General features: G+C 34.3%; 20 protein-coding genes. 9 read left to right on the forward strand and 11 right to left on the reverse strand.

From position 1 onward, the window contains the following. The 5 genes from DM397_RS07585 to rpsF all read right to left on the reverse strand — a co-directional run. Positions 1-7011: immunoglobulin domain-containing protein (locus tag DM397_RS07585; RefSeq protein WP_111377089.1), on the reverse strand; the 7011-nt coding region annotated here is incomplete at its 3' end. Positions 7012-8177: 1166 nt separating this feature from the next. Beyond that, positions 8178-8651: a DUF6495 family protein gene (locus tag DM397_RS07590; protein ID WP_111376958.1), complete on the reverse strand. Its 474-nt coding sequence runs from the start codon at positions 8649-8651 to the stop codon at positions 8178-8180. A 131-nt stretch (positions 8652-8782) separates the two neighbouring features. Beyond that, entirely contained in the window at positions 8783-9223 is a 441-nt protein-coding gene (gene rplI, locus DM397_RS07595) for a 50S ribosomal protein L9 (RefSeq protein WP_111366389.1), read from the reverse strand. A 66-nt stretch (positions 9224-9289) separates the two neighbouring features. Then, positions 9290-9586 carry a 30S ribosomal protein S18 gene (gene rpsR / locus DM397_RS07600; RefSeq protein WP_002987043.1) on the reverse strand — a complete coding sequence of 99 codons (297 nt, stop codon included), beginning with the start codon at positions 9584-9586 and terminating at the stop codon, positions 9290-9292. Positions 9587-9591: 5 nt separating this feature from the next. Beyond that, complete coding sequence (rpsF, locus tag DM397_RS07605; protein WP_068842999.1) at positions 9592-9933, reverse strand: 30S ribosomal protein S6; 342 nt, start codon at positions 9931-9933, stop codon at positions 9592-9594. Positions 9934-10110: 177 nt separating this feature from the next. On the opposite strand from rpsF, the gene DM397_RS07610 reads away from it, so the two are divergent. Continuing rightward, complete coding sequence (locus DM397_RS07610; RefSeq protein ID WP_008463025.1) at positions 10111-10809, forward strand: LytR/AlgR family response regulator transcription factor; 699 nt, start codon at positions 10111-10113, stop codon at positions 10807-10809. 8 nt (positions 10810-10817) lie between these two features. Here the strand turns inward: DM397_RS07610 and priA are convergent, their stop codons facing one another. The 5 genes from priA to nadC form a co-directional block, all read right to left on the reverse strand. Then, positions 10818-13268 (reverse strand): replication restart helicase PriA, encoded by a 2451-nt coding sequence (priA, locus tag DM397_RS07615; RefSeq protein ID WP_111376959.1) that lies wholly within the window; start codon positions 13266-13268, stop codon positions 10818-10820. Between the two features lie 25 nt (positions 13269-13293). Beyond that, on the reverse strand, positions 13294-14052 hold the full coding sequence (gene bla-B1-FLAV / locus DM397_RS07620; RefSeq protein ID WP_111376960.1) for a subclass B1 metallo-beta-lactamase: 759 nt from the start codon (positions 14050-14052) through the stop codon (positions 13294-13296). A gap of 10 nt (positions 14053-14062) precedes the next feature. Continuing rightward, a complete protein-coding gene (locus DM397_RS07625) occupies positions 14063-14491 on the reverse strand; it encodes a DUF2147 domain-containing protein (RefSeq protein ID WP_111376961.1) in 429 nt (142 codons plus the stop codon). A 1-nt stretch (position 14492) separates the two neighbouring features. Next, a complete protein-coding gene (locus tag DM397_RS07630) occupies positions 14493-15416 on the reverse strand; it encodes a YihY/virulence factor BrkB family protein (protein ID WP_111376962.1) in 924 nt (307 codons plus the stop codon). A gap of 105 nt (positions 15417-15521) precedes the next feature. Further along, entirely contained in the window at positions 15522-16379 is an 858-nt protein-coding gene (gene nadC, locus DM397_RS07635; RefSeq protein ID WP_111376963.1) for a carboxylating nicotinate-nucleotide diphosphorylase, read from the reverse strand. Positions 16380-16584: 205 nt separating this feature from the next. Between nadC and DM397_RS07640 the strand changes: the two genes are divergently transcribed. Beyond that, complete coding sequence (locus DM397_RS07640) at positions 16585-17685, forward strand: DNA alkylation repair protein (RefSeq protein ID WP_111376964.1); 1101 nt, start codon at positions 16585-16587, stop codon at positions 17683-17685. A gap of 21 nt (positions 17686-17706) precedes the next feature. Here the strand turns inward: DM397_RS07640 and DM397_RS07645 are convergent, their stop codons facing one another. Then, positions 17707-17982: a hypothetical protein gene (locus DM397_RS07645; protein ID WP_111376965.1), complete on the reverse strand. Its 276-nt coding sequence runs from the start codon at positions 17980-17982 to the stop codon at positions 17707-17709. A gap of 242 nt (positions 17983-18224) precedes the next feature. On the opposite strand from DM397_RS07645, the gene DM397_RS07650 reads away from it, so the two are divergent. The 7 genes from DM397_RS07650 (at position 18225) to DM397_RS07680 (ending at position 23081) form a co-directional block, all read left to right on the forward strand. Further along, entirely contained in the window at positions 18225-19106 is an 882-nt protein-coding gene (locus DM397_RS07650; RefSeq protein WP_111376966.1) for a pirin family protein, read from the forward strand. Between the two features lie 2 nt (positions 19107-19108). Beyond that, positions 19109-19504, forward strand: a complete 396-nt coding sequence (locus tag DM397_RS07655; RefSeq protein ID WP_111376967.1) for an OsmC family protein — start codon at positions 19109-19111, stop codon at positions 19502-19504. Positions 19505-19509: 5 nt separating this feature from the next. Continuing rightward, positions 19510-19794, forward strand: coding sequence for a GNAT family N-acetyltransferase (locus DM397_RS07660; protein WP_111376968.1), 285 nt, complete (start codon positions 19510-19512; stop codon positions 19792-19794). 238 nt (positions 19795-20032) lie between these two features. Beyond that, positions 20033-21445 (forward strand): amidohydrolase family protein, encoded by a 1413-nt coding sequence (locus DM397_RS07665; RefSeq protein WP_111376969.1) that lies wholly within the window; start codon positions 20033-20035, stop codon positions 21443-21445. A 51-nt stretch (positions 21446-21496) separates the two neighbouring features. Then, positions 21497-21799 carry an antibiotic biosynthesis monooxygenase family protein gene (locus tag DM397_RS07670; RefSeq protein ID WP_111376970.1) on the forward strand — a complete coding sequence of 101 codons (303 nt, stop codon included), beginning with the start codon at positions 21497-21499 and terminating at the stop codon, positions 21797-21799. 142 nt (positions 21800-21941) lie between these two features. Further along, entirely contained in the window at positions 21942-22415 is a 474-nt protein-coding gene (rlmH, locus tag DM397_RS07675) for a 23S rRNA (pseudouridine(1915)-N(3))-methyltransferase RlmH (protein ID WP_111283719.1), read from the forward strand. Positions 22416-22604: 189 nt separating this feature from the next. Then, on the forward strand, positions 22605-23081 hold the full coding sequence (locus DM397_RS07680) for a CHRD domain-containing protein (protein WP_111376971.1): 477 nt from the start codon (positions 22605-22607) through the stop codon (positions 23079-23081). Positions 23082-23121: the final 40 nt, after the last annotated feature.

Below are 23121 nucleotides of genomic sequence, written 5' to 3' on the forward strand. Positions count from 1 at the left end.
TCCGCCTGTTAAAGCTGTATACCAAACAATGTTAGCTTGATTGAACTGAACACTCGCAAATGTTGGCGCATTAGCCAGACAGAAATTTTGCGTTCCTGCATTCACCAATGTTGGAGTTCCAGGATCATTTACAATCACATCAACTGTCAATCTTGAAGCGCTCTCGCAGCCTGTTGCAGGATCTGAGATTGCAGCAAAATACTGGCCTGTTGTTAGAGCTGTTGTAGATGGAATCAATGTTCCGCCTGTTATCGCTGTATACCAAACAATGTTAGCTTGATTGAACTGAACACTCGCAAATGTCGGAAGGTCTTCCTTACAGAAATTTTGCGTTCCAGCAGTCACCAATGTCGGCGTTCCTGGATCATTAACTATCACATCAACTGTCAATCTTAAAGCGCTCTCGCAGCCTGTTGCTGGATCTGAGATTGCGGCAAAATATTGTCCTGTTGTCAAAGCTGTTGTAGATGGGATCAATGTTCCGCCTGTTATCGCTGTATACCAAACTATGTTGGTTTCATTTGTCTGAATACTTGCAAATGTTGGAAGATCTTCTTTACAGAAACTTTGTGGCCCTGCCGTTACCAAAGTCGGTGTTCCCGGATCGCTTACAATTACATCAACTGGTAATCTTGTAGCGCTCTCGCAGCCTGTTGTCGGATCTGAGATTGCTGCAAAATATTGGCCTGTGGTTAGAGCCGTATTAGATGGAATCAACGTTCCGCCTGTAATCGCTGTATACCACACAATATTTGTTTGATTGAACTGAACACTAGCAAATGTCGGAAGATCTTCCTTACAGAAGTTTTGCACTCCTGCTGTTACTAATGTAGGTGTTCCTGGATCATTGACGTTAACAGTTACTTGCAATCTTAAAGAGCTTTCACATAACGTAACCGCATCAGTTGCTGCTCCATAATAAATTCTGCTTACTAATGGAGTAGTCGAAGCAATTACATTTCCTCCTATCGCTGCATCATACCAAATTACATTGCTTTCATTCACTTGAATATTTGCAACAGTTGGTGCATTTATCAAACAGAAATTCTGAGTGCTATTTGTAGTTGTTGGCGTATTTGGATCGCTAACAATTATCACAGCATCTTGCAATGTTCCTGCTAAATTTTCGCAGGTATTAGCACTTGCAACAGCTACGTAATATGTTATAGGGCTTACTGCTTTTGTTAAACCTGTAACGGTTAAAATACCAGCAGCATCTATAGCATAAGTAACTCCCGCTATTACAGCTCCATTTGTAATTGGCTGTGTTTTATTAGCATCTAAGTACCAAGTGAATACTGGACTAGTTAAAGTTGGAGCAGAAGGAGTTAATGATGCTGGAACACCATTACAAACTGTCACGTCGTCAACTGTAATATCGTTTACTGTTGAAGGAGGTAAAATAGTGAATGTAATTTGTTTTCTGTCTGCTGCCGCAGTTTCACAAAATTGATCAGAACTCACTCCTACAAAATAAGTATAAGTTCCAGGAGCCAATCCGTTTACTATTAATTGTGCAGTTGTTTCACCTGTTATTAACTGACTTGTTGTTCCATCAAAACGATACCAATGATAAACAGGATTTGTTAAAACTGGCGTTCCGCTTAAACTTGTTGCCAAAGTAACAGTTCCAGAAGCAGCACAAATTGATGTTGTTGTTCCTCCGTTTAAAGTAATATCTGTTAAAGCATTTACTGGAGCAGAAGCTTTTACTTCGACAGTAACTTCTCCTCTTGCATAATCTTGACAGCCATAACGTACTGGCTGTACATAATATCTATAAATACCTGCTGTCAGGTCTGCTGGAACGGTAAAAGTTGGTCCGCTTCCTACTTGATTCCCTCCAGTTTCAGCATCATACCAAAGATAGGTTGAACAAGCTACTTCAGGAATTTGGAGCGTTATATCGGTTCCCGGACAGACCGCAATTTTATTCTGCGGATCAGCTCCAATGACTGTTGTATTGGCCGTTCTCTCTACAGTATGAACTCTTAAGAAATCTAAAACTCCTACGGCACCGCCTAAACGGATTCTAACTCTATCGTAAATTTCTGTTGGTGAAGATACCAATACCATTGCCAAAGAATTTCCTGGCAATAATTTTATGCTTAACAAACTACTATTACTGTAGATTTCATTACCAACTGCCACATTTCCTAAATAGCGTTGAACTGAAAATCCCGTAAGCACACCAACAGTTAAAAGTGTCCCTGGTTTAGAAACCACAATTCTTAAGGTATCACTAAGAACAGAAGGTGTTTTAAATTGCACCGTTAGATCTGCTGCAGCCAAAGCGCCCACTCCATTATACATTGTTGCAAAAGTAGATACATCTTTATCTGCAATATTCCAAACATCACTTACTCCAACCAAAGCAGTTGCAGCTCCAATTCCTAAATCAGTTGCGCCATAAAAAATATCTTGAATATCACCTGATGTACAAGTTACTGAAGTAACAGGCTTTTTATAATAAGCATCAAATACTTTTGTGTTTTGAGCAACACTTGCAATTGAAGATGATACAATACGAATACCATCATAATCTTGCGGACCTGATGCATCTGATGGAACAAAAGTAAATTCATAAGTGTTATCACCTGAAAGTAAATTTAATAATGATCCTTTTACTGACTGACCTGTACCGATAAGCACTCCATTTTTTGTACCTACCACTGATAAATTCTGACCAACAGCCAATAAACTATATTCAGAACCTAATTTAACTGTCACCGGAGTACCTTTCGCGATATTCGCTGGCCATGTTAAATTTTGCCATGTAGTACCAACTCCCAAAAGTCCTAAACCTGTAGTAATTGTTGAGAATGTCTGAGGATTACCGTCAACTGCATTTGTATTGTTTGTAACATCCCCGCTAATTATAGTGCCTTCAGTTTGTCCTGTTGCATAAACTCGTTCTGTTAAGTTTTGACAGCTTGTAAGATCTATCACATTGATAATCTTAGTTGCAGTTACAATACAAGACCCATTAGTTGCTACAACTGTGTAAGTATAAACCCCAGGTGTATTTAATGGACCGGTTGTAAATGGAGGTCCTGCAATCGCGACTCCTTGCTGATTAAACCATGTAACAGTTCCTGTCGAAGTAGCTACTAACGAAACATCTATTCCTACATTTACAGATTCTTGTGGATCAGTTACCGTTAAAGTAGGTAATACATCAATCGTAACTGTTACAGATTGTCTAGCAGATGGACAAGTACTTGTTGTACTTTGCGCTTCTATAAAGTAAACGCCATTTACTGTAATATTAGATGCATCTTCGGCAGTTATTAAAGTATTTGAAGAATTATAGAATGTATAAGTTACATTTGAATCGTAATTTGTGATTGCGTTTCTTAAATTCGCACTTCCGCATGCTTGTAATGTCGCAGTGATATTTGGAGAAGGTGAAATGGAAGGAAAATTAACCGTTACTTGTTTTAAATCTCCATTCACATTCTCACAAGTACCTCCGTTAACTGCAGATATATATAAATTGTAAGGAGCATTCAAAGCACTTAAACCAGTTAATGAAAGTACACCTGTAATAGGATCTTTTGCAAATGTTATAGTTCCATCTACACTTCCATCTACAATTTCCGTTCCTTTATTTTGATCTTTATAATATCTAAATGTAGATCCTGCAATTGTTGAAGTAGGTGCTATAGTCGCTGTTCCAGTACAAGTAGCTTCAATAGGACTTGCTACTACAATATTTGCCTCTGTTGGGATTTGTAAAACAGGAACAGTAACAGGCTGACGAACACTATTTATACATATTCCTCTTACCGCCTCTATATAAAAAGTAGTTGTTGATGCTAATGCACCAGTATTATAAGTGCTTGTATTTGTTGCTAAAGCAGTTCCACCGCTCGCGTCAGCATACCAATTAATAGTATCTCCTGCAGTAGTAGTGGCAGTTAAATTTGCCGATTGTCCAGAACAAATTGCAGGTGATATACCCGTAATAGCAGCTTCTTTATATTTAAATGAAGCACCATAAATATCCAATTCGCTTAAAACTGAAGCAACCCCTCCTAAACGCACTTGCACTCCAGAAAAAGTATTCCCAGCAACAAAACTAGCTCTAAAACGATTTCCTCCTAAAAGCTGCACATTTAAAAGATTATTGATAGAGGCTCCGTCACCATTATTTGTTCCTCCATTATAACTTTCTAGAGTAATATATGAAAGAGCACCAATATCTAAGACTCCCGTAGGCAAACCAAGTTCTACTTCAATAATATCTCCCGCAAATCCAAAATTCGAAAAGTCTAGTTTTTGCTGTATATAAGCTCCCACTCCAACTACGTTTCGAAGAGTCGTTGCAGTATCAAAATCATTGTCTACTGAATTTCCTTCAGTACCTAAAACAGCTGCACAACCAATACATAATCCATTTGTAGAAATTGTTTGCTGAAAAGGTCGTAAACAAGAAGTAATTACTGCTGGAGGAGTTACCACAACATTAATTGCTGTTCTAGTAGTGCTTACACAATCAGAATTATTTCTAGCAACAACATAAAATGTCTTGTCAGCTGTTAAAGCTGGTGATGGTGTGTAACTAGGGCTGCCAGTTACGAGAGCTATTCCTCCTGTTGGTACATCATACCAGTCATAAGCAATTTGAGAAACAGGATTAGAAACTTGTAAAGTCACTACCTGTCCTGACTGAATAACTACTGTTGATGATGCTACAGTAGGCGTAGCTGGTACTGGATTAACATTAAGCGTAACCTTAGTACGAGTTGGACTAGAACAATTTCCTATTACTCCTTCTACAAAATAATCTGTCGTCGCATTCAATGCTGGAGTTGTAAAAACATTGCCTGTAAATACTAAATTCCCGCCTATATCATACCAATTATATGTAGTCCCGGCCACAGGTGCCTGCACTGTAATAGTAGATGTCTGTCCCGCACAAAGATTTACTGGAGTTGGCGTAACAGCTGGCGCAACAGGATTATCAATCAATACCTGAACCGAAGATCTTTCGCTATTCACACAGCCGTTTCTTGTAACTTCAAGATAATAAGTCGCTGGCGCAGTTAAAGCTGGCGTTGTATAAGATGCTGTCGAGGCTAATGAAGTACCTCCTGTAGGAACATTATACCAATTAATTGTTTCCCCTATTGCAAGTGCAGCAGTTAAAGTAGTAGTTGTCCCGCTACAAATAGTGGTATTTCCAGAAACAGCCGGCGCTTTATAAGTATAAGCGGCCTGATAAATGTCTAAATTAGTTAAAAGACCTGCCACACCCCCTAAACGAACCTCTACACGGTCAAAATTGGCACCAGCCGTAATGCTAGCTCTATATTTAGTACCACTTAATAATTGCAAAGTAATTAGAGGATTATTAATTGCAACTCTATCATTATTATAAGTAGCTCCATTATAGGTTGCCAAACTAATCACGCTTAATAACTGAACATCGGCTAAACCTCCTGGCAATTCTAAGTCAACATCAACACGATCTCCTGCTTTACCGGGATTAGTAAATTGTAATGTTTGCTGCATAGATCCTACTACATTAGCAGGAATAGTCAATCTTGCTGCAGTTGCAGGATTTCCGTCTACAGAGAAATTCGGATTTGTAGCATTACACAATAAACATATTCCCACTTGGCTAGTTACCTGACTGCTGGCTTCAAGACATCCTCCTAAAGCTGATGGTTGAACCGTAACAGTAACTGGTACCCTTGTAGCACTAACGCAATTTCCATTTGGGCTTTGCGCTTCAACATAATAGGTTTTAGTAGCTGTTAAAATTGGCGTTGTAAAAGTGGCTGTATTTGTTGCAACTGCTGTTCCGCCAGTAGCCGTTTCGTACCAATTTAATTGTGCCCCAACTTCTGAAGTTGTGGCATTTAAAGTTGCATTCTGCCCAGATTGTATAGTTACACTTTGAGTGAGAACTGTCGGTGTAACTGGTACAGCTGTAGAAACAACATCAATCTTAGTACGAGTCGGACTAATGCAGCTTCCAATAGAAGCTTCTACATAAAATGAAGTCGTTCCTAAAGGCACTGTTGGAGAATAAGTAGTTCCACTCGCTAGAGATAAACCACCCGTTGGCGAAGAAAACCAATTATAGGTTGTTCCAGGCACAGCATTAACTAACGATAATGTAGTTTGTTGTGTTGCACCAGTAGAACAAACTGTGGTTCCCACATTGCTATAAGCAGGTGCAACTGGATTAGAAACATTTAAAACGACTGGCACACGAACATTCCCTTCGCAACCTGCGGCTCTAGTTATTCCTATATAATATGTCGTATTTCCTGTTAAAGCAGGAGTTGTATAAGTATTTCCCACTGCTAAAGCTGTCGTAGAAAATTCAGAACTATACCAAGCTAACGTAGTACCAGCAGCTGGAGTAGCTGTGAGAGTTATAGGAGCTCCAGCACAAACAGTCTGTGTTAAACCACCAGAGACAGTTGGTTGTGCAAATTCAAGTCTAACATCGTAAACCCTTAAGCTTGTTAAAAGAGCTAACACACCTCCTCCAACTTGAATTTGAATTTGATTGGTATCACCCGTAATAGGAAATTTTGCAACGGCAACAGTATTGCCGCTTAGCAAACTCAAATTCAAAAGCGGACTATTTAAAGCCACACTTGAACCTACATTGGTTCCAGAATTTTTAGCCTGAACCGTGGCATTTGATAACAAACTTAAATCAAGCAATCCATTGCCAGTACCAATGTATATTGCAACTTGGTCACCGGCTCGGGCCGTTTGATTTAAGGTCAATGTTTCTTCTGCAAAACACCCAGCTACTGCAACACCATTTGATAAGGTCGCATAGGTGGATAAGCCAGCGCTATCAAAAGCATTGGCAGGACTGTTAACATCTACTCCTAAACACAAAAGCCCTCCTCCCGCACTATTTGTCTGAGACACAGGTCTACAAATAGTCTGAGAGAATGCATTAGTGCATATAAAGAATAAAGTTAAAAGTCCCAATAATCTCTTTTGAAAGAGATTACAAAAAGTAATTTTTTTTTTCATAATTTGGAAGATTAGAAAATGGACAATAAAACACCTCTTGCAATAAGTGCACGCACTTACACAATTAAACAATCAATTAAAAATCAAACAGTTAAAACAAAATATATCAACTTATAAAAAAGCTGTTAAACTCTGTTTTAGAAAAAAAATTATGCTGAATTCAGTATACCGAAATATACCGGAGAACAAATTCGATCTCTCTGAGATAAAATAAGTTCCGCTTTTTTTGAGGAAAAATGATTGTAATCAGTTTTCCCAGAGGAGTGATTTGTTGCAGGTCTAATTTTCATAATGAAAATTTTGGTTGAAGTAGAACTGGGGGATTCTTATATAGTCAATTCATTCTTTTTAGCGAAAGTTGATTAGTCATTCCTAAAAATATCGAGCCGCAATAGCTAGATTAGAATCTACATTATATGCAATAAAATTATTGCTCCTTATAATTTGACTCACCCAATGGGGTAATTATAAGACAGCAAACCAAAACGTAAACTTTTTGAAAAATTAAATATCGTATAACGGTTAAAATAATCGCCGAGATGAAGTAAGCTTAATAGAGTAAAAAATAAAGCTAAAATAAAGTAAACAACTAAAGTACATTTGATAAAGAAAGTAATTGTCAATTCCATACGCAGACTTATTAAGTTATCATTTAATATTTATAATTTCGATCTCAACAATTAGGAGAAAAATTTACCCTTTATGTTTAGAAAGTCAAAAGAAAAACTTTGTTTAACTTTTGTTACCTAAAATTAGGAAAAACAAAAACATAAAACAAGCCTAAAATTCTTATAATTTATTCTTAAAACTTCAATTCCGAAGTTATAGGCAACGCAAAACATTAGAAAAATCGCCGTCTTTAACATAATTTCCTTGCTATTTATTCATTGCAAAAAATATTAAACAAAATATGTTAAATCGATATAATCAAAGTATAATCTTACATTAATTACAGATTTATCGATAAAACTCTTTATTACAACGTCCAAAATAGTAGTATTTTATAAAAAATTTCCATTTTTAAAATACTTTGAAAGATTTAAAAAAAACGCGTAGAAATACGGGGTCAAAATTTAGAAAAACATTAAACAAAAGTTAAAAAACAAAAAAATGGCAAACAATTATTTATGAATTGCTTGCCATCTTAAAAATTTGAGAAACTAAACTTATGATTCGATAATGGTATTAATTTGATTAAATAATTGACCATCGCTTAAAAAAGCACCTTGTCTAATCAATTCAAAAATTGAAGAATTTCGCTCCTCTGTAAACACCTTCTTTCCTGTTTTCATTTCAATATTATCGGTAAACATATTATCGCTCAACCATTGAAGTCCGTCTTTGGTTAAAAAATCAACTTCAGGAGAAAAGGATTTTAAAACAATAGATTGGATATAAGTATCAAAACAATGAAATAAAAAGATATGATTTTTAGAAAAATGCTCTAAATATTCTGCTCTAGACAATACCCCTTCCCAGATCAAATCTGAAAAAACATCGAGTTCCTGTTCTGCAACTTCTGGCTTATTAACTTTCAATTCTTCCCACTCTTTTCTATCTATTGCTTGTGTAGCCAAAAAACTGGCGAATTCAGCATGTAACTCATCAAATTGTTCTTTTGTTAATCTTGCGTATTTCATTTCTTTTTAAGCTTTATACTTTACACTGTAAGCCCTAAGCCCCAGCCATAAATCTAATTATTAATGTCAGTTCTGTATTAAACAAAAAAATCCCGATTTACATCGGGATTTTAGTATAGATTTAAAAACTATTACTTTTCAGCAACAATTTCGTATGGTAACTCAACAATTACATCTCTGTGTAAACGGATACTTGCACTGTATTTTCCAGTACGTTTTACGATACCACTAGTGATGAATTTTCTGTCGATAGCGTTTCCAGATTTTTCTAAAGCTTCAGCAATGTCGATGTTTGTGATAGAACCAAAAAGTTTCTCTCCACCAGCTTTTGCAGAAATTTTAATTTCAAGAGCTTTAATTGCTTCAGCCAATGATTTAGCATCAGCAACAATTTTAGCTTCTTTGTGTGCTCTTTGTTTTAGGTTTTCAGCTAAAACTTTTTTAGCAGAAGGAGTTGCTAAAGTAGCAAAACCTTGAGGAATTAAAAAGTTACGACCGTAACCAGGTTTTACAGATACTACATCATCTTTAAATCCTAAGTTCTGTACGTCTTGTTTTAAAATAATTTCCATGTTGTTGTCCTTATATTTTAGAAGTTAGGTTCTGCTTCAACAGAAACCAGCGACTAGATTTTTATACTATTTTAATAAATCGGCCACGTATGGCATTAAAGCTAAGTGACGAGCTCTTTTTACAGCTACAGAAACTTTTCTTTGGTATTTTAATGAAGTTCCAGTTAAACGACGAGGAAGAATTTTTCCTTGCTCGTTAACGAATTTCAATAAGAAATCAGCATCTTTATAATCGATGTATTTGATTCCTGATTTTTTGAAACGGCAATACTTTTTAGTTTTGTTAGTTTCAATGTTTAAAGGCGTTAAATATCTGATATCTCCGTCTTTTTTTCCTTTTGCAGATTGCTCAATTGTAGACATAATAATTACGCTTTAGTAGATTTTAATTTTGCTCTTCTTCTCTCAGCCCATGAAATAGCATGTTTATCTAAACTTACAGTTAAGAAACGCATAACTCTTTCATCACGTCTGAATTCAGTTTCAAAAGCTAAAAGAACTTCTCCAGCTACTTTGAATTCGAATAAGTGATAAAAACCACTTTTTTTGTTTTGGATTTCGTAAGCCATTTTTTTAAGACCCCAATCCTCTTTCGATACCATTTCAGCTCCTCTACTAGTAAGAAATTCTTCAAATTTCGTTACTGTTTCCTTCACCTGAACCTCAGATAAAACGGGATTTAAAATGAAAACAGTTTCATAATGATTCATAAATAAAAAATTTATTTGTTAAAATTGGGTGCAAAAGTAAGCATTTAATTTATATATGCAACACTTTTTTCCTTTTATTCGTCATAATGCAAAAAAGATGCCTCAAGTTTAGTTTTTTTTACAAAAAAATAATACATTTACTACTGCTATCCTGAATTTATTCTAAATTTAAATGTTATGAAACTAAACTGTGTTGTTGTAGATGATAGTTCTATACAAAGGACAATTATTGCCAAATTGGTAAATAATCACCCAGGCTTGCATTTAATCGGGGATTTTTCTAATGCCATTGAAGCAAAAAGTTGTATCTCGTTAAATAATATCGATTTAATATTTCTTGACATAGAAATGCCAGTTATTAACGGCTTTGATTTCCTTGACGGATTAAAATCAAAACCGCAGATTATATTTATCACTTCTAAAGCCGAATATGCTCTAAAAGCTTTCGACTATGACGCTACCGATTATCTTCAAAAACCAATTGCAGTAGATCGCTTTAATGCCTCTGTAAAAAGGGCTATCGACATGCATTTGCTCAAAAAAGATATCAAAGAGGAAGAAGGCGAACATATATTCATCAAAAGTAATCTAAAAAAACTTAAAATCTTTACTTCAAAAATAAAATGGATTGAAGCTTTTGGAGATTACGTAAGAGTAGTGACCGAAGACGACAGCAATCTGGTTCTTTCTACTATGAAATCTTTTGAAAATGATTTATCGAAAGACAAATTTATCCGTGTTCACAAATCGTACATTATTAATATAGATAAGGTTGAACGGTTTAACAGTAAATTTGCCGAAATAGGAATTACTAAGATACCTTTAAGCCGAAACAAAAAAGAAGACCTTGTAAAAGCACTTTCAACTTCTTCTTAATTAACATCTTAATAGAAATCTACATTAATTACAACTTTTATAGCTCTATATTGGGCCACAGCTTCAAAACTATTCAGCATTTTCTGAATAGTTTTTTTTGTGTTTCCTAAATGAAGATTCTGCGGAATCTTAATCAAGATAGTTCTAATATATTCATTTCGTATTCTGCTTATCGCTGGTTCTTCTGGACCTAAAACAGGTATTCCTAAATTCTGGCTAAGAACCTGATACAGCCACATCGCTCCCTCTTTCAGTTTATCAAAATCTTTGTGCTTTAGCGTAAGTTTTATAATCCTGAAATAAGGCGGATATCTATAGATTTGCCTATCATATAGCTGCTCCTTATACATACCTATATAGTTATGATCGGTAACCTGCTGAATTGTATTATGATTAGGATTGTAAGTCTGAATAACAACTTTTCCCTGTTTTTCTGATCTTCCAGCTCTTCCTGCAACTTGTGTCATCATCTGAAAACTGCGCTCAAAAGCCCTAAAATCGGGATGATGCAACATATTATCGGCATTCATAATTCCGACTAGGCCAACATTATCAAAATCAAGTCCTTTGGCCAGCATTTGTGTGCCGACTAAAATATCAATCTCACGATTTTTAAACGTATCAATTATTTTTTCAAAACCAAATTTACCTCGGGTGGTATCTTGATCCATTCTAGCCGTTTTCGCTTTAGGAAAAAGTGAAGATAACTCCTGCTCTATTTGTTCTGTTCCGAATCCTTTTGTGGTCAAATCTATACTTGAACAGTTATGGCAATTAGTCGGTTTTGCAATTGAATAACCACAATAATGGCAGCGAAGCTGATTCTTATGTTTATGATAAGTCAAACTCACATCGCACTGCTGGCAATGCGGAACATGTCCGCAAGTCAAACATTCAATTATAGGCGAATATCCTCTTCTATTTTGAAACAAAATAACCTGCTCGCCCAACGACAATGATTCTGCAATTTCTTCAATTAAAAGATCGCTAAAATGCCCTGTCATTCTTTTTCTAAAATGCTTGTCTTTTATATCAACCAAAATCACTTCAGGCAAGCGGACATTTTTATAACGTTCAGAAAGTGTTACCAATCCGTACTTATTATTTTGCGTATTAAAATAGGTTTCAATGCTAGGCGTTGCTGAACCCAACAATACTTTTGCCTTATGAAAATTAGCCAAAACAATTGCCGCATCTCTAGCGTGGTATCTTGGTGCAGGATCTGTCTGTTTAAAAGTCTGTTCATGCTCTTCATCAACAATAAGAAATCCCAGATCATTAAAAGGCAAAAACAGAGCCGATCTCGCCCCAATTACAATTTGAGCTTTTGGAGAATTTTCTAGCGTTTGCCTCCAAACCTCAACTCTTTCGTTATTACTATATTTAGAATGAAAAACAGCCACTTTATCACCAAAATGAAGACGCAATCTAGAAACCAACTGTGTCGTAAGTGCAATTTCAGGCAAGAGATACAAAACCTGCTTTCCTGTTTCCAAATATTCTTCAATTAGTTTAATGTAAATCTCTGTTTTTCCGCTAGAAGTTACGCCATGAAGGAGACACACTTCTTTTTCTAAAAAACTATCCTTTATTCCCGAAAAAGCTTTTTCCTGAGCTTCACTTAAATACAGTTCTTTATCTGATTTTTCTCCATCAAACGTAACACGGTCATGCTGCAAATAATATTCTTCAAATATTTCTTTTTCAACTAACGATTTTACTGCTGCCGATCCTGCATTTGAAACTTCGGTAAGTTTTTTTACCGTAATTGGCTTTTTTTCTGAAGCACTAATTTGAAAATAAGCCAAAACAATTTCCCTTTGTTTATTGGCATTTTTCAATACAGTCAGCAATTCTTCCAAACCGCTATCAGATTCGTATTTTGAATGCAGTTTTACATAGCGGACCAACTTTGGCTTGTATGTTTCTTTTATTTCTTCATCCAAAAAAATGATATCCTTCGCAATCAGTTTTTGCAAAATCGGAAGTATATTTTTTCTATTTAAAATAGAAGCAATTTCCTGAACCTTTAACGAACTCTGGTGATGCAAAGCTTCGTAAATTAGAAACTCATCGTCAGAAAGTTCGCTGTCATTTACCACAACATCTGGTTTATGCGAAATAATCGTTTCGCTTTCTAGCAATAATCCGCTAGGAAATGCTCCGCGATACACGTCGCCAATACCGCACATATAATAATCCGCAATCCAAAGCCAGTGTTTAATCTGAATTTCTGTCGCAATTGGTTTTTCATCTAAAATCTGATGAATTTCTTTGGCTTCATATAAAGTTGGAGCATTTTCATGAACATCTAAAACAAGTCCAGTATATATTTTGCTTTTACCAAATGGCACAGCAACGCGCATTCCTTTTTTAATAAAATGAAATTCAGCTTCAGAAACTCGGTATGTAAATGTTTTAGCTAAAGAAAGCGGTAAAATGACCTCAATGAAATGCATGGATTTTTTTTATAAGTCAGTTAATTTATTTCTGACTTGATTTAGAAGAAGTATTGTTTGAAAGATTATAATCTTGAACTAACTTCAAAGTATGATTTATAGATTCACTTGTCGTTCCGTCATCATGCCCCGGAATAACATACTTCGGATATTTAAATTTTGACTGAACTTTTTTAATAGACCTTTCCCATTCTTTAACATCAGCATCTCCTAAATTGCCTAAATCTTTTGCTTCAGCGCTTTTTATAAAACATCCGCCATAAAGAATTTTCTCTTTTCCAAACCAAACTACAATATTGTCTGGCGCATGGCCTTTACCCGGATAATATACTTCAAAAGTATATTGACCTACGGTAAAAGTTGCATCATCTGGAATTATAAATTCAGCTCTGCCTTCATTATTCTTTTTAAGAATTTCATCTGTTAATTTACCCGAATAAGTTCTAATTCCTTTTTGCTTATAAAAATCCAATCCACCTGCACGATCTTCATGCGAATGCGTAGCAAAAACCATTACTACCTTCTTGTTATGTTTTGCCTCAATACTATCCAACAACGGCTGAAACTGCGTTTTATCCCATGGAGCATCAAAAAGAACAACACCCTCTTTAGTAACTACGTACATAGCATTGGCAGAAACCTTAACCCCTTTATAATCGTTAAAAGTTCTATAAACATAAAAGTCACCCGTAAGATGACTTATTTGTAATGGCGAATTCTTAGATTGTCCAAAGCTATTTGAAACTATAACCAAGAATAAAACTATCGTAGCTAATTTTCGCATTAGATTTTAATTAATTTTTGACTCTCGTCCAATATTGTGTTCTTCCCATTAAAGAAATTCCAACATAACCGCGAAGTTTCAATTTATCTGTAGATTCTAAAGTAACATAACATTTGTATTTTTTACCGCTTGTAGGGTCCAAAATCGTTCCTCCATTATATTCAGAACCATCTTTTTTAAGTCCGTTTATAATAATCATTCCTAAAATTGGTTTGTTCTTTTCAGCACCTTCACACTTTACACATACATCTTTTTTGTGGCTTTCGCGAAGTATATCTACAATTTTGCCATATATTTTTCCAGATTTCTCGTAAATCTCTACAATAGATTTTGCTTCGCCAGTTTCATCGTCGATTGTCTTCCATTTTCCAATTACACTTTGACTTTGCATGGTTAGGGCAAAGAAGAACACTCCGATAGTTAGCATCAAGTTTTTCATATTATTTTTCTTTTTTTTGTTTTAATTTTCTGATAGAAGCATTCAATTCGAACCCTAAAAGCAGAATCATACAGTTTATCCAAATATAAAACATTAGAATTAATAATGTTCCAATAGAACCATAAAGTTCGTTATATTTTGAAAATTTTATAACCCAAATCCCAAAAAAAAACGAAGATATAACAATTAAGACTGTGGTAAAAACAGAACCTATGCTAATAAAAGGCACTTTGTTATACTGCTTTGTACCATAACGCAATAATATTGAAGATGTTATCAAAATCATTAAGATAACAAATAAATATCGTCCTAAAATAATAAGCGGGATTCGGTCGCTCAGCACATCTTGAATGATGGTTTTCTGAATAAAGACCTCAAAAACTACGATAGTTGCCACTGTAACAAACAAAATTATTGTCATTATGAGCGAAATGGCTAGAGCTACTAAATATTGATGCAAAAAACCTCGTTTATCAAAAACGTGTTTTGAGGATTCAAAACCGCTTAAAATTCCGTTAATTCCGTTTGCCATTAAAAATATCGAAAGAAAAAATCCAGACGATAACAATCCGGAATGGCTATTATTTAAGATATCACTGATAATTTTACTAATCGCATCGAAAGTATTTGGCGGAACGCTTTGCTGCACAAACTGCAGAAAATCCTCCTGAAAATTATCTATTGGAATGAACGGAATTAAGTTTAAAATAAATAAAGCAAATGGAAATAATGCCATGAAAAAGCTAAAAGAAACAGCGCTTGCATGATATGAAAATGCACCATCAATAATTCCGATGGTGTACATTTCGAGCAAATCATACAAAGAAAATCCCTCTAACCAAGGGAATTTTATTCTTTTAAAAAGTCGGGCCAGATTGCGTATTACAGGCAGCTTCTCAATCCGATCTTCTATCTCTTTCGACATATTTTTTGATTTTAGATTTTAGTCCCGATAGCTATCGGGAGATTTTAGATTATTCTTTAAATGAATATTGTAAAACCAAACTCATAACTCAAAATTATAACTTCATTAAAAAGCTTTCAAGCTCAAATCCATATTATAAACAGAATGTGTCAAAGCGCCAGATGAAATATAATTTACACCGCATAAAGCATATTCGCGAACTGTTTTTTCGCTAATATTTCCAGAAGATTCTGTCTGACATTTTGAACCAATCAAATTTACTGCCGTTTTTGTATCTTCATAATTAAAGTTGTCTATCAGAATTCTATGAACTCCATCGCTCAATAAAATTTCTCTAATTTCGTCCAGATTACGAGCTTCAACAATAATTTTCAGATCAAGATTATTCTCTTTCAAATATTCTTTTGTTTTAGAAATAGCGCGTGTAATTCCGCCAGCAAAATCAATATGATTGTCTTTCAGCATAATCATATCGTATAAAGCATAACGATGATTTTCGCCACCTCCAATTTTTACAGCCCATTTCTCTGCAACTCTAAAATTTGGAGTCGTTTTACGCGTGTCTAAAATCTTTGCATTTGTTCCTTCTAAAAGTCCCATTAAATGATTGGTTTTTGTAGCAATTGCAGACATTCTCTGCATGGTATTCAGAACTACTCTTTCTGCTTTCAAAATAGATTGCGAGCTGCCAGAAACTTCAAAAACAATTTCGCCATATTCTACACGTGTTCCGTCTTCGATAAAAGTTTTCACTTTTAGTTTTGGATCTACATGCTCAAATATCATCTTAGCCAATTCAACTCCGGCAATGATTCCTTGATCTTTTACCAATAGTTTTGCCTGACCATGAGCAGTATCTGGAATACAAGCCAGCGAACTGTAATCTCCTGGTCCCACATCTTCTCTAATGGCATTACTGATTAAAAGTTTTAATTCTGCTTGAAATTGAGCTTTGCTTATCATTTTTCTGTTTTTAATAATACTGCTAAATTAGGATATATTTTATGGATTTGAAAGTTCCGGCAACATGAAAAATTACACAAAACATTAAAAATCTCTTTTTAAGCCATTAAGATATTCCGAAAAATAAAGTTACAATTCTTAACAATACTTAATCTCTTAATAAGCGTTCAATTAAATATCTTTGAAGTTCAATCAAGCAAAATTTATGGGATTAATTAAAGATATTTACTCCGTTTCTTTTTACGAAAAATTTAGTCAGGCTGTTGCCGAAGTGTATCCTGCATTCAATAGACAGAAATTTATTGAAGTCATATACGAAGGTGATTTTGCTCAAAAAGAATGGAAAGAAAGAATGAAACATACAACCGTTGTATTTCATCAATTTATGCCTCAAAACTTTCCTGAAGCTGTTTCTCTAATTGACAAAATCATAGAAAACTTACGGAAAAATAACTTTGCAGACAGTAATTTGGCTTTTATTTTCTTTGCCGATTATATTGAAATGTATGGTTTAGACGATTTTGAAACTTCAAAAAAAGCCTTTGTTTCTGTAACTCAATTTATAAGTTGCGAATTTGCCGTTCGCCCTTTTATTTTAAAATACAAAGAGCAAATGATTAACGAAATGACAAAATGGTCTTTACACCAAAACCATCACGTTCGCCGTTTAGCAAGCGAAGGATCACGCCCTAGATTACCTTGGGCTATGGCGATTCCGTTTCTAAAAAAAGATCCTTCTTCTATCCTTCCCATTTTGGAGAACTTAAAAAATGATCCTTCAGAATATGTTCGAAGAAGTGTTGCCAATAATTTAAATGATATTGCTAAAGATAATCCGCAAATCGTATTAGAAATTGCTTCGAAATGGAAAGGCCACAGCAAAGAAACCGACGGAATTATCAAACATGGCTCACGAACTTTATTGAAGCAAGGACATCCAGAAATTTTAAGCCATTATGGCTTAGAAAGCACTAATATTGAGCTTTCTTCTTTCGAAATTAAAACACCCGTGGTTAAAATTGGCGATTATCTCCAGTTTCAATTTCATTTAAATAATAAAAATAAAGAATCTAAAACGGTTCGTTTAGAATACGCTGTTCACTATAAAAAATCAAAAGGACATTTGGCTAAAAAAGTCTTCAAAATCAGCGAAAAGATTTATCATCCAAATCAATTAACTAAGATTGAAAGAAACCAATCTTTTAAATTGATTACGACTCGTGTTTTTCATACAGGAACACATCAATTGTCAATTATTATTAATGGAACGGAAAGTGAGGTTTTGGAGTTTGAGTTGATTGAATAATTTTTAAAGAAAGCATGAACATTATTCTTTCAAACCAATTTCATCAATTGATGCAATGTTATTTTTTCTCTGTCTAATTAGTTTCAAACTCAACTTTATCAAGAAGTATGTAATAAGAAAATAAAACACTAAGCAAGTGAGAAATCCAATCGCATACCCTGGAGCACCAACAACTCCAGTTTCAAATTTCTTTTTACAGTTTTCAAATTGTATTGGAAATGCATAAAAAGCAGGAAAGCAAAGTAAAACTGTGAATATTAAAATTATCACACCAGTTATTTTTTTTAATATTTTCATTTATATCTTGAATCCAAAGTCCTTATTGTTAGTTACTATTTTTGCGAAAATAAGATACTATCTATTTCTATGCATCTGCGTTTTTTTTCAAATGTATCCAAATTTAATCTGCATTACAAAAATAACTTCAACGGATTTCTTATTTTTATAATTCAAAAAAAAAAAACAACTTTTCTTAATCTAAATTAAGTTACAGACAAACACAACTACTGTAATTTTGTTTTCAAATCAAATAACAACACATGTCAAATATCAGTTTAATTATCGAAGAACGTGCTGCCAATATTGGCAACTTTTTAGTAGGCCGTTTATTGCCTTTCCGTGAAAAAAGAGCCGTTGGGCCATTTGTATTTATCGACCATATGGGACCTGCGCATTTAAGTGACCATGAAAATATGGATGTTCCTCCGCATCCGCACATCGGTCTTTCAACGCTAACTTTTTTGTTTGAAGGAAGCATCATGCATCGCGACAGTTTAGGGACTGAACTAGAAATAAAACCAGGCGCTGTGAACTGGATGACCGCTGGAAAAGGAATCGTACATTCTGAAAGAACCCCAGAATATTTAAGACATACAGATAAGATGCTTCACGGATTACAGATTTGGGTGGCACTTCCAAAAGAATTGGAGCAAATGGAACCTAATTTTACGCATGTTGAAGCAGATGATATTCCAGCTTGGGAAGAAGATGGCGTTTCATACAAATTAATTGCAGGTGAAGCTTTTGGCAGAAAATCTCCAGTTCCTGTTTATAGTCCACTTTATTTTATTGAAATTAAAAGCAAAGAAGCTAAGAAAATCAATATTGGACACCATTTATTTGGCGAAAGCGGTTTATATATCTTAGAAGGAAGTATAAAAAATGGCGAACATGTTTACGATCCGAAACAGATTTTAATTACAACTGAAGCTTCTCTTTGCGAATTTGAAATTTCTGAAAACTCTACGGTTTATCTTTTTGGCGGACAGCCATTTCCTGAAGAGCATTTTATCTTTTGGAACTTCGTTTCATCAGACAAAAACCTCATCGAAAAAGCTAAAATTGATTGGACAAACCAAACTTTCCCAAAAGTTCCTGGCGAAACCGAATTTGTACCATTGCCTGAACCAAGAATTAAATAATTATGGATACAATTTCAGCAAAAATAGATACACGTTTGTATCGAACGGAAATTACCTCAGCCAGCGGAAACGTACTAATTTCTGATGAACCTCAGCAATTGGGAGGCAAAAATTTAGGACTGAATCCAACAGAACTTTTGGCTTCATCTTTGGCTTCTTGCACCTTAATTACTTTACGAATGTACATTAATCGCAAACAATGGAACGTTGAAGAAATCAATATTAAAATTGATTTTGAAAGAGATTCAGAGCGAAATTGCACCTCATTTACTAGAAGAATTGAAGTAATAGGAGAAGTAGACGAAACGCAAAGACAAAGATTAGAAACGATTGCAAATAGTTGTCCAATTCATAAAACACTGACACATTCAATCGAAATTAAAACCACACTAATATAATTACAATGGAAATTCAACAAATAAACGATACAAGAAGAGGCTATTTTGAAGCTATAGAAGACGGAAAAGAAGCTGGAAAAATGACTTATACTTGGGCAGGAGATTCAAAATTCATTATTGACCACACTGAAGTAAGTCCAGATTTTAACGGAAAAGGTGTCGGCAAAAAGTTAGTTATGGCTTCGGTAGAATATGCAAGAGCTAACAACTTAAAAATTATTCCGCTTTGTCCTTTTGCTAAAAACGTTTTTGATAAGGTTCCTGAAATACATGACGTACTTTTTTCATAAAAGGTTCTAAGGTACTGAGATGCTAAGGTTCTAAGTTTTTTTTAACCGCAAAGCACACAAAGAATAACGCAAAGTTCGCAAAGTTTTTTTTAGATAAAGCTTTGCGAACTTTGCGTTTATATTAAGTTTTAGTATATAAAAAACCTTGCGTTCTTTGCGGTTAAAATCAACGTAACGAAATTCAATTTTCAAATCTCTTCGAAAAGTCGTATATTTGCGCGTAATTTAAACTTAATGTATGACAAGGATAATTACGCTTTTCTGTATTTTTATAGCACAAATCGGCTTTTCTCAATCGGCTGAGAGTTATTTAGAAAAAATCAGAAATAATGAAGCTCTCTTAACAGCTTTCTTTCAACAAATGCCTAAAGGAGGCGATTTACACCACCATTTTTCAGGATCAGTTTATGCAGAACCTCTTTTAGAAAGAGCTATTGCAGAAGACTTTTATTTAAATTTAGAAACTATGGCAGTCTCTAAAACCAAACCTACAAACGGAAATTGGGAAAATTTCTCTTCTCTTAAAAATAAAGGAAAATTAGAGCAATACGAACAGCAGATTATGCAAACTTGGTCAGTTAAAGATTATAACGGATCGGTTCCTTCTGATGACCAGTTTTTTGATTCTTTTATGAAATTTGAGCCTACCATTCAAGGTCATTTTGCAGAAGGAATGCTAGAATTAAAAAAAAGAGCTATTGCAGAAAATGTAAGTTACATCGAAACACAATTATCGACAATTCCGTGTGATATGAATGTTTCAGATTTATCAGATTTTAATACAAAATTACGTCTGGTTTCTGCTCAAAAAGATGAGAAAGCAGTACTAAAACTTTTAGATGACTTGTATAAATCACTTCAGAAAAAAGAGGCTAAAAAATACGCTGAAGATTTCAACACTAATTTCTTAGCTAAACTTCATAAAGACTTAAAAATTGACGACGAAAAATTCACGATGCGTTATCAAAATTTTGTGCTTCGCTTTATGGAACCAGTAGATTTATTCAAAAATCTGGTTATTGCTTTTATTTCGTCAAACGAAAGTAAATTGACTGCAGGTGTAAATATCGTTTCTCCTGAACATGGTGAAAATTCTATGAAAGATTACTGGCTACACATGGTAATGTTTAAATACTGCCACTCTAAATTTCCAGATGTAAAATATACATTACACGCAGGTGAATTGACTTTAGGTTTGGTTCAGCCAGAAGAATTAACGTGGCATATTAACGATGCAATTTATGTTGCAGGCGCTAATAGAATCGGTCACGGAGTTGATATTGCTTATGAGGCAAATTCATATGATTTATTGAAATATATGTCTAAAAATAATATCCCAGTTGAAATCAATTTAACGAGTAACGAATTCATTTTGAAAGTAAAAGAAAACAGACATCCTTTTACACTTTACAAAGAATTTAATGTGCCAATTGTAATCAGCACAGACGATGCAGGGATTTTAAGAAGCAATATGACAGAGCAATATGTTTTACTGGCGAAAAGATATCCTGATGTAAACTACGAAACGATCAAAAAATACGTTTACAACAGCATTAATTATAGTTTCATTCAAGATGCATCGGTAAAAAAGCAATTAATCAAAGATTTAGATAATCGTTTTAAAACTTTTGAAGCGAAATTTAACAACTAAACGAAACCCGACAGGTTTTTAAAACCTGTCGGGTTTGCTAAAACTATAATTATGATTCTAGAAGCAGCATTTCTTTATGTAAAACCAGAATTAACCTCTAAATTTGAAGCTGATTTTGCAAAAGCAAGCCAATACATTTCATCAATCGAGGGTTATTTGGGTCATCGTTTAGAAAAATGTCTTGAAGTCGAAAACAAATATCTTTTATTAGTTGATTGGAATACACTTGAAGATCATACAGTAGGTTTCAGAACTTCTGAAGCGTATTTGGAATGGAAAAAAATTCTACATCATTATTACGAACCGTTTCCAGTTGTAGAACATTTTGAAACGGTTTTTGAGAATAAAAAATAGTTTTTTTAGCCACCGATTTCACAGATTAAAAGGATTTTTTCTCCACTTAAAAAAATCTGTGGAAATTCTTTTAATCTGTGGCAAAAGAAATAAAATTAAATTCGTGCTAATTCGTGCAATTAGTGGCTAAAAAAAGAACCAAATGAACATCAAACTCATAGCTATAGGTAAAACAGATAATAAATCGCTTCAAACTTTGATAGACGATTATACGAAACGTTTGTCTTTTTACATCAAATTTGAATTGGAAATTATTCCAGACATCAAAAACGTAAAAAACTTATCTGAAAGTCAGCAGAAAGAAAAAGAAGGCGAACTGATTCTTTCTAAACTTTCAGCAACAGACCAATTAATTTTATTGGATGAAAACGGAAAAACTTTTTCAAGCGTTGGCTTCTCTGAAGAATTGCAAAAGAAAATGAATTCTGGAGTCAAAACTTTAGTTTTCGTAATTGGCGGTCCTTACGGATTTTCTGAAACGGTCTATAAAAAAGCACAAGGAAAAGTTTCGCTTTCATTAATGACGTTTTCACATCAAATGGTTCGTTTATTTTTTATCGAACAATTGTACCGCGGATTTACTATTTTACGAAATGAACCTTATCATCATCAATAAGTCTGTTTTTAACTTTAAATTTAAAATTTAGAAATCAATAGTCTCTAAAAACCATAAAAATTTAATAATCAATATTTTAAACCTTAAAACAAAAATAAAATCGTAAATTTATAGTGATTTATTAAATCTTAATAAAATTTAATAATTATAGTTTTTTGACCTTATTTCTAACCTAAAAAGCATATAATTATGAAATCTTTATTTCACTTTTCTGCAATCCTACTATTGCTTTTAATTGGAACTTCGTGTTCCAATGGGTACGATGACAACAACGACAATTACACACCAGTAATTGTGACATTTACTGCTAATTTGACCCCAGTTACAGGCGCAACTTCTTCAGCTTCAGGCAGTGCTACACTTAAATTAAATCAGACTGCAAAAACATTTGATCTTAAAGTAAATTTTTCAGGATTAACACCAATACATGGTCATATACATGCGGCAGACGGTACAATTGTTATTCCGTTTCCTGATGCCAATGTATCTACCTCTCCAATATCTGTATCTGGTTCTATTACTGATGCACAAATTACCGAGCTGATGGCTAATCATTATTACGTTAATTTACACACTACTGCTTATCCTAATGGCGAAATCAGCGGTACTCTGACAAAAACTGGCACTTCTGGCGGAGGCGGCGATGGCGGAGGCGGTGGTTATTAAACTTCTAAACCTAAAAAGCCTTTCTTGAATTTAGAAAGGC

The sequence above is a fragment of the Flavobacterium nitrogenifigens genome, from assembly GCF_003254565.1.
GTDB lineage: Bacteria > Bacteroidota > Bacteroidia > Flavobacteriales > Flavobacteriaceae > Flavobacterium > Flavobacterium nitrogenifigens.

What these genes read in the sequence shown, in the direction of transcription:
- DM397_RS07655 (WP_111376967.1), top strand. Translation starts at nt 19,109, where the DNA reads ATGGATACAATTTCAGCAAAAATAGATACACGTTTGTATCGAACGGAA.
- DM397_RS07680 (WP_111376971.1), top strand. Translation starts at nt 22,605, where the DNA reads ATGAAATCTTTATTTCACTTTTCTGCAATCCTACTATTGCTTTTAATT.
- DM397_RS07670 (WP_111376970.1), top strand. Translation starts at nt 21,497, where the DNA reads ATGATTCTAGAAGCAGCATTTCTTTATGTAAAACCAGAATTAACCTCT.
- DM397_RS07610 (WP_008463025.1), top strand. Translation starts at nt 10,111, where the DNA reads ATGAAACTAAACTGTGTTGTTGTAGATGATAGTTCTATACAAAGGACA.
- DM397_RS07640 (WP_111376964.1), top strand. Translation starts at nt 16,585, where the DNA reads ATGGGATTAATTAAAGATATTTACTCCGTTTCTTTTTACGAAAAATTT.
- rpsR (WP_002987043.1), bottom strand. Translation starts at nt 9,586, where the DNA reads ATGTCTACAATTGAGCAATCTGCAAAAGGAAAAAAAGACGGAGATATC.
- DM397_RS07590 (WP_111376958.1), bottom strand. Translation starts at nt 8,651, where the DNA reads ATGAAATACGCAAGATTAACAAAAGAACAATTTGATGAGTTACATGCT.
- rplI (WP_111366389.1), bottom strand. Translation starts at nt 9,223, where the DNA reads ATGGAAATTATTTTAAAACAAGACGTACAGAACTTAGGATTTAAAGAT.
- bla-B1-FLAV (WP_111376960.1), bottom strand. Translation starts at nt 14,052, where the DNA reads ATGCGAAAATTAGCTACGATAGTTTTATTCTTGGTTATAGTTTCAAAT.
- rlmH (WP_111283719.1), top strand. Translation starts at nt 21,942, where the DNA reads ATGAACATCAAACTCATAGCTATAGGTAAAACAGATAATAAATCGCTT.
- DM397_RS07645 (WP_111376965.1), bottom strand. Translation starts at nt 17,982, where the DNA reads ATGAAAATATTAAAAAAAATAACTGGTGTGATAATTTTAATATTCACA.
- DM397_RS07630 (WP_111376962.1), bottom strand. Translation starts at nt 15,416, where the DNA reads ATGTCGAAAGAGATAGAAGATCGGATTGAGAAGCTGCCTGTAATACGC.
- priA (WP_111376959.1), bottom strand. Translation starts at nt 13,268, where the DNA reads ATGCATTTCATTGAGGTCATTTTACCGCTTTCTTTAGCTAAAACATTT.
- rpsF (WP_068842999.1), bottom strand. Translation starts at nt 9,933, where the DNA reads ATGAATCATTATGAAACTGTTTTCATTTTAAATCCCGTTTTATCTGAG.
- DM397_RS07650 (WP_111376966.1), top strand. Translation starts at nt 18,225, where the DNA reads ATGTCAAATATCAGTTTAATTATCGAAGAACGTGCTGCCAATATTGGC.
- DM397_RS07625 (WP_111376961.1), bottom strand. Translation starts at nt 14,491, where the DNA reads ATGAAAAACTTGATGCTAACTATCGGAGTGTTCTTCTTTGCCCTAACC.
- DM397_RS07665 (WP_111376969.1), top strand. Translation starts at nt 20,033, where the DNA reads ATGACAAGGATAATTACGCTTTTCTGTATTTTTATAGCACAAATCGGC.
- DM397_RS07660 (WP_111376968.1), top strand. Translation starts at nt 19,510, where the DNA reads ATGGAAATTCAACAAATAAACGATACAAGAAGAGGCTATTTTGAAGCT.
- nadC (WP_111376963.1), bottom strand. Translation starts at nt 16,379, where the DNA reads ATGATAAGCAAAGCTCAATTTCAAGCAGAATTAAAACTTTTAATCAGT.